Annotated in this window: 14 protein-coding genes; 11 read left to right on the forward strand and 3 right to left on the reverse strand. The window is 43.1% G+C overall.

The features are described from left to right. Nucleotides 1-108: 108 nt before the first annotated feature. The 5 genes from pdxS to MHI52_RS15785 all read left to right on the forward strand — a co-directional run bounded on the left by pdxS (nucleotide 109) and on the right by MHI52_RS15785 (nucleotide 5,310). The gene (pdxS, locus tag MHI52_RS15765) at nucleotides 109-993 is read left to right on the forward strand and encodes a pyridoxal 5'-phosphate synthase lyase subunit PdxS (RefSeq protein ID WP_200868523.1); all 885 of its coding nucleotides are present in this window, start codon (nucleotides 109-111) and stop codon (nucleotides 991-993) included. A gap of 242 nt (nucleotides 994-1,235) precedes the next feature. After that, nucleotides 1,236-2,306 (forward strand): ABC transporter substrate-binding protein, encoded by a 1,071-nt coding sequence (locus MHI52_RS15770; RefSeq protein WP_036615655.1) that lies wholly within the window; start codon nucleotides 1,236-1,238, stop codon nucleotides 2,304-2,306. A 166-nt stretch (nucleotides 2,307-2,472) separates the two neighbouring features. Next, nucleotides 2,473-3,321, forward strand: coding sequence for a copper amine oxidase N-terminal domain-containing protein (locus MHI52_RS15775; RefSeq protein ID WP_101313825.1), 849 nt, complete (start codon nucleotides 2,473-2,475; stop codon nucleotides 3,319-3,321). 196 nt (nucleotides 3,322-3,517) lie between these two features. Further along, a complete protein-coding gene (locus tag MHI52_RS15780) occupies nucleotides 3,518-4,177 on the forward strand; it encodes a TetR/AcrR family transcriptional regulator (protein ID WP_076253116.1) in 660 nt (219 codons plus the stop codon). After that, nucleotides 4,174-5,310, forward strand: a complete 1,137-nt coding sequence (locus MHI52_RS15785) for a choline esterase (protein ID WP_076253117.1) — start codon at nucleotides 4,174-4,176, stop codon at nucleotides 5,308-5,310. Before MHI52_RS15780 ends, MHI52_RS15785 begins: the two co-directional genes overlap by 4 nt. A gap of 130 nt (nucleotides 5,311-5,440) precedes the next feature. Here the strand turns inward: MHI52_RS15785 and MHI52_RS15790 are convergent, their stop codons facing one another. Together MHI52_RS15790 and MHI52_RS15795 are read right to left on the reverse strand one after the other, a co-directional pair. Next, a complete protein-coding gene (locus MHI52_RS15790) occupies nucleotides 5,441-5,779 on the reverse strand; it encodes a cupin domain-containing protein (RefSeq protein WP_076253118.1) in 339 nt (112 codons plus the stop codon). Nucleotides 5,780-5,858: 79 nt separating this feature from the next. Then, on the reverse strand, nucleotides 5,859-6,686 hold the full coding sequence (locus MHI52_RS15795; protein ID WP_076253119.1) for an AraC family transcriptional regulator: 828 nt from the start codon (nucleotides 6,684-6,686) through the stop codon (nucleotides 5,859-5,861). Nucleotides 6,687-6,889: 203 nt separating this feature from the next. Between MHI52_RS15795 and MHI52_RS15800 the strand changes: the two genes are divergently transcribed. The 6 genes from MHI52_RS15800 to MHI52_RS15825 all read left to right on the forward strand — a co-directional run bounded on the left by MHI52_RS15800 (nucleotide 6,890) and on the right by MHI52_RS15825 (nucleotide 14,301). Further along, entirely contained in the window at nucleotides 6,890-8,359 is a 1,470-nt protein-coding gene (locus tag MHI52_RS15800) for a HAMP domain-containing sensor histidine kinase (protein WP_076253120.1), read from the forward strand. Between the two features lie 6 nt (nucleotides 8,360-8,365). Further along, nucleotides 8,366-9,058 (forward strand): response regulator transcription factor, encoded by a 693-nt coding sequence (locus tag MHI52_RS15805; protein WP_076253121.1) that lies wholly within the window; start codon nucleotides 8,366-8,368, stop codon nucleotides 9,056-9,058. 119 nt (nucleotides 9,059-9,177) lie between these two features. Beyond that, nucleotides 9,178-10,686: an S-layer homology domain-containing protein gene (locus MHI52_RS15810; protein ID WP_076253122.1), complete on the forward strand. Its 1,509-nt coding sequence runs from the start codon at nucleotides 9,178-9,180 to the stop codon at nucleotides 10,684-10,686. 10 nt (nucleotides 10,687-10,696) lie between these two features. Further along, complete coding sequence (locus MHI52_RS15815; RefSeq protein ID WP_076253123.1) at nucleotides 10,697-11,401, forward strand: ankyrin repeat domain-containing protein; 705 nt, start codon at nucleotides 10,697-10,699, stop codon at nucleotides 11,399-11,401. 312 nt (nucleotides 11,402-11,713) lie between these two features. Next, nucleotides 11,714-12,427: a glycoside hydrolase family 16 protein gene (locus MHI52_RS15820; protein WP_036615630.1), complete on the forward strand. Its 714-nt coding sequence runs from the start codon at nucleotides 11,714-11,716 to the stop codon at nucleotides 12,425-12,427. A gap of 227 nt (nucleotides 12,428-12,654) precedes the next feature. Continuing rightward, nucleotides 12,655-14,301, forward strand: coding sequence for an extracellular solute-binding protein (locus tag MHI52_RS15825; RefSeq protein ID WP_051447411.1), 1,647 nt, complete (start codon nucleotides 12,655-12,657; stop codon nucleotides 14,299-14,301). Nucleotides 14,302-14,457: 156 nt separating this feature from the next. On the opposite strand, the gene MHI52_RS15830 is transcribed toward MHI52_RS15825, so the two are convergent. Then, nucleotides 14,458-16,098: a response regulator gene (locus MHI52_RS15830; protein WP_036615627.1), complete on the reverse strand. Its 1,641-nt coding sequence runs from the start codon at nucleotides 16,096-16,098 to the stop codon at nucleotides 14,458-14,460. Nucleotides 16,099-16,100 lie beyond the last annotated feature (2 nt).

Consider the following 16,100-nt stretch of genomic DNA (forward strand, 5'->3'; position numbering starts at 1 on the left):
CCAAAAATATTGGATCTTTTTATATGACCATTCTCATTCTATACTAAATCATAGATTAGAGCGATGCCTTTATTGAAAACCACCCAAAAGTTACTTAGGAGGATTACAATCATGCAAACAGGTACAGATCGTGTAAAAAGAGGAATGGCTGAGATGCAAAAAGGTGGCGTCATCATGGACGTTATGAATGCAGAGCAAGCTAAAATTGCTGAGGCGGCAGGGGCAACAGCTGTTATGGCTCTTGAACGGGTACCTTCCGATATTCGCGCTGCTGGCGGTGTAGCTCGTATGGCAGATCCAACCATCGTTGAAGAGGTTATGAAGGTTGTATCTATCCCAGTTATGGCCAAAGCACGTATCGGTCATTACATAGAAGCCAAAGTGCTTGAATCCCTAGGTGTGGACTATCTCGATGAAAGTGAAGTTCTTACGCCTGCAGACGAAGTGTTCCATATCGATAAACATGAGTTTACTGTACCATTTGTATGTGGAGCCAAAGATTTGGGAGAAGCTCTTCGCCGTATTGGTGAGGGTGCATCGATGATTCGTACAAAAGGTGAGCCTGGAACGGGCAACATTGTTGAGGCAGTTCGTCATATGCGTCTAATTAACAGCCAGCTCCGCAAAGTGCAAAATATGTCCAAAGACGAGCTGTACGCTGAAGCCAAAAATCTGGGTGTAGCTTATGAGTTGCTGCGCGAAGTTCATGAAAATGGAAAACTTCCTGTCGTTAACTTTGCAGCAGGCGGTGTAGCTACTCCGGCGGACGCAGCATTAATGATGCACCTGGGAGCAGACGGTGTGTTTGTAGGATCAGGTATTTTCAAATCTGATAGCCCTGAGAAATTCGCTCGTGCAATCGTTGAAGCTACAACACATTACACCGATTACAAACTGATTGCTGAAGTATCCAAAAACTTGGGCGCCCCGATGAAAGGGATCGAAATTTCTAAATTGGCTCCAGAAGATCGCATGTCCAACCGCGGTTGGTAAGAGCAGATAGAGCAACTGGAGTATGAATAGTGTCAAGCAAAGCCGATCATAAATTGGATCGGCTTTTTTGTTATTGTTGACGAAAGCAATAGAAAAAAACGGAGAGGAGAATGTCCTATTTTCATCAATTGAGAATGATTATAATTATCATTTACGAGATTCGACATTTGCTGTATACTGACAATAACTATTTTACATAATGCATAAATAGAAAATTAAGGATTCAAAAGGGAGAGAATTAAATGTCTACACACTTTAAAAAAGGAATGTTATTTTGTTTTATTGCTGCACTTGTTGTTGTACTTGCAGCCTGCTCCAATAATAGTGATGGTAGCGATCAGGCAAACAATAACTCGCAACAAGCAGCGAAAAATGTTGCAACAGATGAGAAGACATCGGATGCAGAGACTTCAGCACCTGCTGAAACAACTTACCCGGTAACCGTTTCAAATTATACAACAGAGAACGGCACATGGGTGAAGAAGGATCAAACGTTTGACAAGGCACCTGAACGAGTAGTTGCCAATACCCAAGGTGCAGCCGAGCTGATGATTCGCCTTGGTTTGACAGACAAACTTGTAGGTGTAGCTGCGTTGTTTGGTAGTGTACCTGAAGATATTGCTGACGAGTTTAAACAAATTCCTGTGCTTGCTGAAGGCTATGTAGGTAAGGAAGTGACGATAGGGGCTACGCCTGACCTGGTTGTAGGGCGTGGTGGATTGTTTGAGGATGCGGACTGGGGTGTTGGTACAGTAAGCAGCTTGAATGATATGGGGATTAAAACGTACGTACAAAGCACCAGTGTTCCTGATGCATCGTTAGATAGTCTGTATCAGGATATTACTGAATTAGGTGAGATATTCAACGTACAAGCCAATGCAGCGGCATATATTGAGACGCTTAAAGCACGCGAGAATGCCTTGTCGGCCCGAGCTAGCTCTGAAACGATCAACTATGCATCATTTTCGGATAATGGTGATGGAACCATTGGAATTTACAACGGAAATGGTGATACGTTTATTGAAAGTGCAATGTCATTAATCAATATGCATAATATGCTGATTAATGAAACTGGCACACTCAGTCTGGAGAAGTTAATCGAGATTAATCCAGATGCAATGATTATTTCGAGGTATGCAGGTGGTATTGATCCAGAAGAAACGATTAAAAAGCTGCTTGCCAACAAGCAGGTGCAAAACATTAACGCAGTTAAAAACAAAAAAATCTACATTATCGATTTCAACAACTTCTGGGGTTACGGGGATTCCATCTTCACAGGTGTTGAAGGACTCGCTGATGATCTCGAGTTGTAATGAAGCCAAGGACAAAAACATAGTACCATTAAAAGTCGCTATTTTAGCGGCTTTTTTTGTTTATCAGGGACCGAATTCCTGTCTAAAGCTGATCAAACTTTTATTGGAACATAACGTTACTATTGTAAGATTAAAAATTACATGAAGTGGGTGAATCGCTGTGAGAATGAAGCATTTGAAAAAAGTAGTTGTCGTTGCATTAGTGATGTCGGTGTTATTACCATTGGGGGCGCAAAAATCTGAAGCAGCATCCAAATATGTTGATTTGGAAATTCAGTGGGCAGACGGTCGTATTAACCATGTTCAGACGTTAATCAAGGATGGAGTCACTTACGGAAGTTTTTTCTCACTCGGTATTAAGGCAGGCCTAGTGTGGGGGATGGAAGATGATAATACGGCCGTACTGAAGAGCAGTCAGAAGCATATTGTTGTGCACTTGGGAAGCAGCATTGCCGAGGTAGATGGTCAAAAAGTAGATATGGGCACAGAACCTGTGTCGTATATTAGTCACCTTTATGTACCCATTAGATTTCTTGCATCTGCTTTGGACGGGGAAGTGACTCATCAAGATATGAAAACGAACAAGGTAACCGTGACTGGATTGAGCAATTATACTGATACTTTTTATGGCAGCAACATGGGTTACACCTATGTCATTCGCACTGCAAAAGGAGACCTTGAGATTACGAATGCTTCTACTGGACAAAAGAGTTTGATACCCTTAGGGATCAAGGACATGAATGTGAATACTCATGATCTTAAAATAAATTTCAAGAGGAGTCCCCAAAATCTACTTATTGTCATCATTGAACACACTAATCGAAAAACGGAAGACTACGATCTTTACACCTTGGTATTCAAAAATAAAGGTCTGATTCGCAAATCCATTGCTCACGGGGTAACGGACCAGCAGGAAATTTTGAATTCAGATAGTACCATTCAACTCATCGATGACAACAGTATACGTATTATTGAAGATGGAAGTGGTAAAGTACTTGAAGTCCTTTCTCGTTGAATAGATATCTGATCCGATATTCATGAATTTCATCCCTCACCAACTGATTTTAATACAAACATCTCAAAGAGCCGCTGATCAGAGTGATCAGCGGCTCTTGCATATTTCTTCCCGAATCTTTTCAAAACTAGTTGACTTGTGAATTTATTATCAGTATAGTGTGAATCAGTTCACACTATACATTAAGGAGTAGTCTATGCCAAAAAATACTTTCTTTCGTTTAGACGAAGCAAGGCGCGAGGAAATATCGAATAGCGCTATGCATCTTTTTGTTGATAATCTTTACGAGGATATAACTATGAAGATGGTTTTGGATAGTTTGTCCATGCACCCCGGAACATTTTATCGGTATTTTGAAGACAAAGATGACCTTTATTGTCACTTAATACGTATTGTGACCCAGAAAAGAGCTACATACTTCAGTAACAGTAATGAAGATTCCCTTTACAGCTATTTCCTTACTGGCTTATTTGGTAACGTTAATGGCATGGTGACCGAGCCACTGAATGAGTTGGAAATCAAACTGACTAAAACATTTTCATATATTCCTGAGGACATTTTGCTGAAAGTATATGTGAATGTGTTAAAGGGCGAGTCATTCCCCATGATCAAGGACATTTTACGCCGAATGAGGGTTGATGGATATCTCCGACCGGATGTTGACGACGATCTGATCTCTTTTATGTTTGAGTCAATGCAGCTTAATTTAATCTTGTTTTTTAGGGAATTCGATATTAAGGACTCTGAGCTGCAACATAAGATCAGCAAGTACTTTGCTGAATTTATGGGTCATGGGCTGCTTGAAGATCATAAATATTCTGAAATGGTTAGCGATCTTAAGGGGGAAAGAAAATGAAAACCTATGACGCATTTCCAGAACCAATTGGGGGCTATACTGTCGGTCGAACCCAGATGGATTTTGAGTACACGGCATCAGATTACTCCAAAAGAGAACTGACCGCTTTTGTGTACTATCCGTCTGACAGTAGCGAAGGTAAGACTACATCAACGTACATGTTTCCTGAAGTCTACGAGATGTTTAATGAGCAGCCACTTGTCAATGCGTTGAAGGATGTTTTCTCTATAGATATCAAGACCCAGTGTTACGACGACCTTGCTCTTTCCGGGAAGGAAAAGCGCTATCCAGTGTTATTCTATGTTTGCGGCGGGGGCGGATCTCCAGAATGGGGGACAGTGCTCTGTACAGACTTGGCAAGCATGGGGTATGTTGTGGTAAGCATCGGCCATCAGAATAGCACGATGTATAAACGTAAAGATGGGCGCCTGTTTAATGTATCAAAGGACTTTTCGGATGTCATTACAGCGTTTGGTGAAGATCCGGAGATGCTGGCGTTGGCTGGTAAGATGGAGATGCGTCCTGACGATGAAACTGCCATTGAGATGTGCCGTAACGTGCTTGCACTACCGATACTTTCCAAGATAACAGAGTATAGTGAATTACAGGCAGAAGATGTAAGGTATGTAGCCGATTATCTTTACAAACTGGACTCTGGAGAGCTGAATTCCATCTTTAAGGGCAGATTGTTGCTTGACATCGGCATGGGTATAGTCGGACATTCCTATGGAGGGCCTACGACGGCGATGGTTTGCCGTGATGATGACCGGTTCACCTGCGGGATTGGTTTGGATAGCGGTGCGTTTGGACTTCTTGACAGCGATCTTAAGAAACCTTTCTTGTTCCTGTTTTGTGAACCTAACTATAATATGAATGCGATTATTGGCGCTAACAATAGCATGGAAACCTATTATTTCTCAGTTGATCGTGTTGCACATTTAGATTACTGTGACATCGTGTTTACCAGTGTTAATGAGGAACTCAGAGGTGAACGGGATGTTATGGAGATGCGAAATATTGTTACAGACTATGCGAAGAACTTTTTTGATCATTACATACTGCAGAAGGCAGCAAGTGTGGAAATTCTGGCATACGATGGTGTGGAATTGATCAGGAAGACCAGCAACAAGTGACATAACCGAGAGTTTGCTGATTAATGTATGTCGAAGAGCTAGCCGTACAGACGCAGAGCCGATAACCCCATTACGGGGTTATCGGCTCTCTGATATTGCAAATTAACTTCCTGGTTCCAATAACTGACGCTTATTCGGCCTTAGTCCCGCCAGTGTTTACTTCGCTTCTAGGCTCCATCAACATGATATGACATTCCTTTTCGGCGGAAGGTTTGATCTCGACTCCCTTAGGGACAATATACATCTCGCCCTTGGAAATCTTCACTTGCCCATCACGAAAATCAATTATCATTTCCCCCTCGAGCACAAAAAATAACTTGTCAGTCTCCTCATGAACATGCCACTCAAAATCTCCAGCAATCTTAACGATCTTAAATTGATAGTCATTCATTTCACCAATGAGTTTCGGAGACCAAAGATCGTTTAATTTCGAAAATTCCTCATTTAATTTAATAGCTTGATAGTGCATCGTCATTCCTCCTGTGTATTAATCCTATATGTTCAGTATACTGATTTAAGCTTTGGTATAACATGGATGCCTATTGAAATCAGGATGGATTATTGATGAACTTCAGACGATACTCCGTAGGAGAAATACCATATTGTTTCTTGAACACTCTGCTAAAATAAAAGGGGTCAGCAATGCCAACGGTCTCGGCAATCTGTTGTACAGACGCATCACTTGCCAATAACATTTGTTGTGCCATGTTTATACGATATTTCAATACATATTCTGCTGGACCCATACCTGCATGTCTTCTAAACACGTAGGAAAGTCGATTTCGATTAATATTATTTTGTTCTGCAAGCGATCCGACAGTCAGATTTTGATCATAGTATTCTTGGATATAGGTAGAGATCCGTTCGAATAAAACATCTGTTTCACAACTGTTTTGCCTATGATCAACACATATTAAGGTCTCATTCAGTACATCGCGAAACAGCATTTCGGTCTGAAACTTTGAAATACCTCCACGCTGGTTATACACATGCCAAAGACGCATGATTAATTCGATCAGACGTGGAGACTGACCCGTTGATAATTCAAAATGCTGATGGGAAAAGCTTGTCTCTTCGAGGTCCGAACTACATATTCGGTATAAAACGAGGATATATTCCCAGTCCGTTCTATGAAACACGGTTTGATCCAGTTTCATTTTCGCGCCCCCATGTACAACTTTTCCTGGTGAAAAAATATAGGGTGTACCATCAAATTGAAATTGTATTTTTCCTGTAAGAGGAAATACAAATCCAGGAAAAGAATCGGTATAGTCAGCCTGGGGAACCCCTGGATTTCTAGCATATCGATATACGCCTTCTACTTGAAAAGGAATGTGTGCAAAATGCGCTGCTAACTGATTAACGTCTACTTTCACATTACGTACCTCATTTCAAAAGTGTTTGCCAGTCATTCTAAGATAAATCGTTGTGCACCTTACTCCAACATTATTGATAACGATTATCACTGTCAACATATATAATGAAAAAGAAAGCTCTTTTTTACATATGGGCAATAGAATCCATCTTGTGTTAACATGTGCACTAACTAATCCAATTGTTTGCTTGAGAAGGGGAACCCATGTCAATTCGAATAAAAATGCTGCTGTCCTTTACGGGCATGCTTGTTATAAGTCTACTGTTCATCCTGCTTACGGCAAGTCTGTATACGATTGCGGCCACAGGGGATCTACAGAGTTTCCGTGATATATACAAGGTACATTATCAGATCAACCCCCTGACTGAACAGGGAGAATCGATCTTTCAAGAGATGAAGTTTCTGGCCAAAAATGACCCGGACGACCTGCAGAACAAGGTTTTGCTGCGTGAATATGATATGAAGCTTCGAGCTGAGAAGTCAGGGCTCTATATCAGACGAGAGAATAGTCAGATCTTCGAATCACTGACCTTCAACCAGCCAGAACTGAAGCAAGCACTGCCTGCCTATGATCTTAACAATTATCAGATTCGGAGCACCTTCAATATTGGTGAGCGATTTTACGCGTATGCAAAATTTGATTTTCAATATTCAGATGGGGAACGGGGGAGTATCTTTGTCATTCGTGAGAGAAGCCCCTTTGCGGAGCTTACTCGCAAGTTGCTGCCTGTGATGTCATTCCTGCTTATTGGCGTCCTCATCATTGCAAATCTGCTCTTGTTCCGCTGGATCACGCGCAGCTTCATTAAACCCTTGAATCAACTACGAAGTTCAGCCGAACATATTAAGGATGGCAATCTATCCTTTAAACTTCAGCTAAACTCCAATGACGAGGTTGGTCAACTTAGCGAAGCGTTTGAGAGCATGCGGAATCAATTACAGCTCTCCTATGCGTTACGTCAGCAGGACGAAGTGAACCGCAAAGAGCTTATCTCCAACATTTCGCATGATCTCCGTACGCCGATTACCAATATCAAAGGGTATATTGAGGGTATTCGTGACGGCGTGGCTAATACTCCGGAGAAAATGGAGAGTTATGTTAATATCATTCACTCCAAAGCAGTTAGCATGGATAAGCTGGTGGATGAACTGTTTTTGTATTCCAAGCTCGACTTGAACCAAGAGCCTTTCCTGTTTAAAGCAGTTGATCTCGCTGATTTCCTTGAAGATAGCATCGAAGAGCTGAGATATGATCTGGAGGACAAAGGTGTTGCCCTGGATTGGAATAACCAGGTGTCTGGTCCCGCTATGGCTGCTGTGGATCCGGAGAAGTTAAAACGTACCGTTGTTAATGTGGTGGATAATGCACTCAAATACATGGAGAATGAACACAAACGATTCGAGATTACACTTCAAGCTGATGAGAAATGGATTACGATGGGCTTTAAAGATAATGGCAGGGGAATACCTGAAGAGGCACTGCCTTATATATTTGAACGCTTCTATCGTGCAGAACAATCCCGGAATTCCTCAACGGGCGGAAGTGGGCTCGGGCTGGCAATTGCCCGCCAAATCATTGATGGACATGGGGGCTTTATCTGGGCAGAAAGCCAGCCCAATGATGGCACGAGTATATATATCAAACTGAAACGGCTGAATGAAGAGAGGAACTAATGAGTTATGGCAAACATTTTGATCATTGAAGACGAAACAACGATTGCGGAACTGGAACGGGATTATTTTGAGCTCAACGGATTTTCCGTGGATCTCTGCCATACTGGAGATGGAGGTCTGAAGCAGGCACTGGAGGGGGACTATAATCTGATCATTGTTGATCTGATGCTTCCTGGACTCGACGGCTTCGAATGTTGCAGGCGCATTCGCGAGGTGAAGGAGGTACCCATCCTTGTCGTTTCCGCGAAAAAGGAAGAAATCGATAAGATCAGGACATTTAATCTGGGAGTGGATGATTTTATTACAAAACCGTTTAGCCCAAGTGAATTGGTTGCACGAGCAAAGGCTCATTTGACCCGATACGAGAGACTACTTGGCAAAAACAAACCAGCTGAGCAGGATGAAATCCACATTCGCGGGCTTCACATTGACAAAGGATCACGCCGCGTTTTTGTTAATGGAGAAGAGGTGGCGATTACAACCAAGGAATTCGAGTTACTTGTATTTCTTGCGAGTCATCCCAACCGTGTATTCAGCAAATCAGATCTGTTCGAGCGGATCTGGGGCATGGATTCCACCGGAGACATTGCAACGGTTACTGTCCATATTCGCAAACTACGCGGCAAGCTGGAGACAGACCCCAAAAATCCGGAGTATATTGAAACCGTCTGGGGTGCAGGCTACCGGTTTACTGCATAAGTTTCGTGAAAATTTAGAGCCAGTTTATATTTTGTTAATAACTTTAGCCTTGGGAGTTTCTTTTTGTCCTCTATTCTATAGATACAGGCAACTACAACCTATAGAGGAGGAATTCAACCATGAATTCTACAACCCGCAAAATCGCTACATTTCTAACCATAACTGCATTAGGTACAGCAGTGTTCCCGTTAACTGCGAATCAAGTACATGCAGCTACATACGTTACTAACATTGCGGCAACAACCACACAGCTTAATCAACAACAGATTGAAGCTGCTATCAAGGATCTCAATAGCTTGGGGATCATGAACGGGTATGCAGATCAATCTATGGGTGAACATCAAGCAATTACTCGTGCGGAGTTAGCTTCATTGGTTTTCAAAACGTTTAATTTGGAGAGCAAGAGGGGAGAAACCGTAGAATTGACGGATGTGAATCCGAATGCATGGTATGCGCCATATGCGTCAAAGCTTGTTGAACTTGGCATCATGCAGGCTAACGATGGACAATTCAATCCGCAAACTCAAGTGTCGGATGCTGAACTCGAACAGGTCGTATCCAAAGCGATGCAACGTGATGTAAAGTCCGTTCACCATTGGATGAGCGAGTTCTACTCCGAGAACGGTACAGCAACGCGCGGCGAAACAGCAGTGCTGTTGCAAACTGCACACCAAGCTATTCCTTCGGAGCAAGCTCAAATCAAGAGCGTTAGATCACTGAATGCCATTACGTTAATTGTAACTTTTGACAAGCCGCTGACAGCAGCGAATGAAGCTTTTGCCAAGGCACAAACGGACTTTGCGTTTAGTGGCGGGTTGACGTTAACCAATATGCCCCGTTTGAAAACAGGGTCAATCGCGACTTACATCGTTCCAACGTCCGTACAAGATGCTAGTGAAGTGTACAACCTGACTTACAAAGGCCAAGACGCTGGTTCCTTTGAAGGCAGTGGTACGAAAATAAACATGACAACGGTTAGTCAAGTAACGAATGATACATTCGAGATTGAAGCATTGCAAGTGAACAGTGTCGTGGATTATGGTTACATCATTTCGGCTTACAGTGGTGGTCGAGGAGCTAATGCATTCGTGCTGAATGATCAAGAGCAAGCAGGAGGCAAAACGTATCAGATCATCTCTTCCATGCAGGCAAGACAAGTTGTAATTACGCCAGAAGGTGGCGAGCCTATCGTTGCCAGATATGTTCCGTTCACGCAATCCACAGATGGCAAACAAGAACCGAAGTTCCGTTTGCCTGAGGGACAAACGCTGAAATCAGGTGTCACATATACGGTTTCTTCGGATTGGGCCAACATCGAAAATGCTTCATTTACGGCGAAATCGTTTGATCCACTAGTGGTTGCAAGTGCTCAAGCAGTGAGCGAAACCTCCATTGAAGTTACACTTGACCAGGACCCTGGGGATGAACTGTTCTCTGGTCGAAGTGTAACGTTAACTTCACCTAGCGGGGATGTTCTGACGGCCACTTATAAATATTCAAGTCGAAAAGGTGCGACGGGTGTATTCGACCTAACAAATGATGGAAAGTTGACTCCGGGTACTACGTATACAATAAACCCAGTTGGGGATTGGAGTATCGCTTCTTCGGTCACCTTGACACTGGAGTAAAGGAGGCAGTATGAGTAAAACGCTGATTATCGTTGTCCTGATAAGCAGTATGTTGATCGTTCAAGGTTGCGTGCCTGAAATGAGAAACGACTCTAACGTGGAGGAAAAGGCCATGACTTCAGCAGATGAACAGCTGTTCAAGGCAGTAGAGGACAGCGATACTGAACGCATCGAACAAATGATTCAAGCAGGTGCCAATATCAATGCTCAAGATCAGAGTGGACGAACCGCTACAATGATTGCAACTTACAATAATGATCTAACATCGGCTAAAGTGTTAATTGAAGCGGGGGCAGATGTGAATATACAGGACGATATGAAAAATACCCCGTTTCTGTATGCTGGTGCTGAAGGATACTTGGATATTTTGAAGCTGACAATCGAGGCGGGAGCGGACCCAGCGATAACAAATCGATATGGAGGGACAGCACTTATTCCAGCTTCGGAGCATGGATATGTGGATGTAGTGCAAGAACTACTCACTCAAACTTCGGTGGATGTGGACCATGTGAATCAATTGGGATGGACAGCACTACTCGAAGCGATCATTCTTAACGATGGCAATGCTCGGCAGCAGGAGACGATACAATTACTCATTAATCATGGAGCAGACGTAAACATATCGGACCGTGATGGGGTGTCACCACTCAGTCATGCGAAGAATAATGGCTTCAAAGAAATTGAAGCCATTTTGGTACGAGCTGGTGCGAAATAGAACCCTTTTAGGGTGAATAAAGAAACAAACATGTTGAGATATATGTAAAAATGGTTTTCATGGAGCGCCTGATTCCTTCTATGCTGAAGGGCAGGCGCTTCATTCAATCCATCTTACGTGTATGAAACTGGCATAGTCTTAACATGACATGATTAGATACAAGAACGAAGATCTTAAAAATTGAATATCTCTGCTTTAAAGTTTGCTATAGTTTACCACCATGCTTCCGGATAAAATGGAAATACCAACCATGTAAGCGCTATCTATTATTGCGCTGATTATACATGTTGGAATCATTCATGGAGGTGTGTGATGAAGAGGAAGTCTTGGTATACTTTGGCGGTAACTGGTGTCATCTCTTTGTTTTTTTCGGTAAGCGCTTTCGCGGGTTATGTGTTCTGGGAACCTCTAACCTATTTTAACGCAAGTACATGGCAAAAAGCGGATGGGTATTCCAATGGGAACATGTTTAACTGTACGTGGAGGGCTAACAATGTTAATTTTACAAGTGACGGCAAGCTTAAGCTTGGTTTGACCAGCTCTGCACAGAACAAGTTTGATTGCGGAGAGTATCGTACCACGAATACGTATGGGTACGGCTTATATGAAGTCAGTATGAAACCTGCCAAGAACACAGGTGTAGTTTCCTCATTTTTCACATACACAGGGCCCGCACATGGCACCCAATGGGATGAGATTGATATCGAATTTTTAGGAAAAGACACAACCAAAGTTCAGTTTAATTATTATACCAATGGGGTTGGTAATCATGAGAAGATTATCAATCTAGGTTTTGATGCATCCCAAGGTTTCCATACGTACGCATTTGACTGGCAGCCGGGACATATCAAATGGTATGTTGATGGTGTATTGAAACACACGGCAACCAGCAATATTCCTAAAACACCCGGAAAAATCATGATGAACTTGTGGAATGGAACAGGAGTAGATAGCTGGCTCGGTCCTTATAACGGGGCTAATCCGCTCTATGCTGAGTACGATTGGGTTAAATATACGAGTAATTAAGCAGACTGAAGCAGCCGTTAGCGGCTGCTTTTTTCTATTTTCTGGTATTGTATTTATTCAATATATGTATTCAATATCCAATATCCTAAATTAATGCAATAAATGTTGCAATATTAGTATGGGCATAAATATCAAAAATTCATTATGATTAACCTGTAAGCAACATTACATAGACTGGGGGAACGAAGTTGGACACAAGTAAAAAGAGACGAGTAGGCAGTTTGGTCATGATCGGTGTATTGGCCCTATCTGCAGCCTTGAGTGGGTGTAGTAACGGGAGCGATAAGAAAACTGAATCGAGTACACCAGCGACAACGTTGGAGCTCAAAAATGGGAAGTATGATCCACCAGTATCCATTACGTATTTACGACCATGGGGTCCAGACGTGAAGTTTAAGTCAGGCGAGGATCAGGATAACAACGTCCATACAAAATGGGCCAAGGAGAAACTCGGAATTGAGTTGAAAAACCAGTGGATATCTCCATCCACCAATAATGCATTTGAGACAAAACTGCGTCTATCGCTTGCTTCCAATGCGGACATGCCGGACATTATTTCGTATCGCGGCGAATTCAATCTGGTGCGTGAATTGATTGAGTCCGGAAAATTTGTCGATGCGGGCGAGTTGTTTGACAAATATGCCAGCGACACATGGAAAGCAGCCGTAAACGAAGATCCTTCCGTATGGTATCCATACATGCAAGATGGCAAAAAGATCGGTATTCCGATTCTGGACTATTCCTATAATGGTGATCCTGTCATGTGGATCCGTGAAGACTGGATGAAGAAATTCAATCTGGAAGCACCTAAAACGATAGATGATCTTGAAGTCATTATGGAAACGTTTACGAATCAAGATCCGGATGGCAATGGGAAGCAGGACACTTACGGACTCACCATTGGCTTCAAGAACTGGCTGAACACATGGATGTCAGAAGCTGGGTGGGTATTTGGCGCTTATGGTACAATGCCAAACCAATGGAATCTGACGGCAGATGGAAAACTTGAATACGGTTCCGTTACACCTGGTGCAAAGCAGGCTTTGGCCAAATTACAGAGCTGGATGAGCAAAGGGTATATCCCGGAAGAAGCCGGCGTGTATGATGAGACAAAAGCAGCTGAAGAATTTACTGCCGGAAAAGCAGGTATTGTGGTTGGTCCTCACTGGATGCCATCCTGGCCGCTGGAGGATGTGAAGAAAAACAATCCGGAGGCTGAATACAAGGCGTATCCAATTCCTTCTGGTCCAAACGGTCAAGCAGGAAGACATGGTACGTCAAACGGAAATGGCGTAGTTCTAATTAACAAAGACATGAAAAATCCGGAAGCCTTTTTCACCTATCAGAACTATCTCTTTGATCACTATGCGAATCCTAAAGAGGGCGATGAGTTTGAGCATGGATTTGCGGAAGGATACGATTGGGTTATGGTAGATGGGAAACCATCAACCGATGCAAGTCTTACGGGGGGTTATGCTCCCGAGAAGTACACGTTGACTTTTGATGGAGCGCGTATTCCCAATCTAAGTATGACAACACTTGCCAAGCTGGCAAGCGGTGAAGAAGCAACTACACCATTTGAGAAAAAAATCAAATCAGGTGTACCAGTACCTATGCTTGATGCAGCCAAGATTGTTTTGGATCAAAAGGATATCGTGTTCAATCAAATGTTTACCGGTGCACCTTCAATGACGATGCAGATGAACAATGACATTTTGACGAAGATGGAGAAGGATACCTTCTCTCAAATTGTATATGGCAAAACCTCTGTGGACGCGTTCGACTCATTTGTTGAGAAGTGGAAGTCTTCAGGCGGAGATCAGATTACGAAAGAAGTTAACGAGTGGTATGATTCCGTGAAAAGCGGAAAATAGGATGACAAAGGGCTGGCTGAAATGATTCATCCCGGCCACATAAGCACCAAAAAGGCATTGCAGGAGAAGATCTCCGGCAATGCCTTTTTGTATTTGATATGGAGAAGGGGAAACCGGAGAGATTACTAGAACGTCAAGTCTGGTCTGTGTACTCTCTTAAACCGGCAGATTTTCCCGATATTCCTGCGGTGTAAGATCATAAAATTTCTTGAAAACTCGAATGAAATATGCGGTATTGTTGTAACCGACAAGTTCTGCAATCTCAAACACTTTGGCGGTTGATGTTCGCAAATGATAGGCTGCTTTCTCCATTCTTAACCGGTACACATAGGCAGTAAGTGCTTCACCTGTCTCCGCCTTGTATACCTTGGACAAGTACACTGGATGCAGATGCACATGGTCAGCAATTGCAGGCAGTGATACATCACCAGCCAGATGAAGGTCGACAAAACTTTTGACGCTGCGCACAATGGTGCTGTGATTGTCTCTAAGCTCTTGTTCAGCATCATCTCGTATGTAATGAAGTGTACGGACGGACCAGTCCTGTAGCTGCTGCGCAGTGGAATAGCTGGGAGCTTGAAAGTAACGATAGGACTCTGCTGGAATCAAAGAAGAGATTTGTTTGCCATTTTTATGAATGATGTACGCAAACGCGCCCGCTATAGCAAAATACACCTCAAAGGTTGACTCGGCAATATCATGATGTTCATTGGAATGCAGCAGTTCCGCAAAAATGTGTTCGATTTTCTGTTCCACATCCTCAAAGCGACCAGCTTCGAGCAGGCTAATCAACGTTGGTGGCTGATACAGCGACCTGATCGTATGTAGAGGGTTAGCATCCGTTTCATCGGAAGCGGTGACAAACAAACCTTGCACCTGACCCATCCGTTTACGCATGGACATAACCGTTCGCTCATAGAGTTCTCCAATTTCATGGGGAAACTTGCCCCAACTGGAGACCGAAATGGAGATAGCACCTTTCAAGTATAACTGAACATTGGTTTGAATCTGGGCAGCATACTGCTCAAGCAATGTCTGAGGCGTCTCACTCCTGCTGTAACTCATCGTTGTGGAATGTTTCATGCTTACCAGAACAACAATGTAATCATGCACGTCTCGTGTGTGCCAGATATGAAAATGATTATGCATCACTTCACTTATGATATTACATATCGCATATTCCATTAAAGCCAGGTCGCCGTGTGCCATATCGGATAGATGTTTCTCCATACGAATAATCAGCATGCCGAGATCTTCTCCTACGGAGTAGGGAAGCTCCAGCAGATCAAGCTTGTCTGCCAGCGTCTTCTGATCATAGACTTTTCCAGTCAGCAACTCATGCAGCATCGTGGATTGAAGCAATGGCAGATGATCCTGAAAGGCGTGTAAGGCTCTTTGATGAGATGCTGCGGTTTCCCACTTTTCTTTAATTCGATGAACAAGACGTTGCACGGATTCGATGAGATCTTCATCACTAACAGGTTTCAGCAAGTAATCAAAGCTTTCCTGTGCAATGGCCTGTTTCGCATATTCAAAGTCGGCGTGACCTGATAAAAGAATTGTCTGCACATGCGGCCACTTTTCATGAATCGCTGTAATTAGTGCAATGCCTGACATTTCGGGCATACGTATATCCGTAATTACAATGTCAATATCGTGGTTGTCCATAATTTCCAGCGCTACTGCACCGGATAAGGCTTCATGAACTGTACCGATCCCGCAGCTTTCCCACGGAATGGTCTCTGCCAGCGTTTCCACGACGGAACGTTCATCGTCAACTAGTAATATTTGCAGCATGG

It is taken from the genome of Paenibacillus sp. FSL H8-0283, from assembly GCF_045040675.1.
GTDB classification, from domain to species: domain Bacteria; phylum Bacillota; class Bacilli; order Paenibacillales; family Paenibacillaceae; genus Paenibacillus; species Paenibacillus amylolyticus.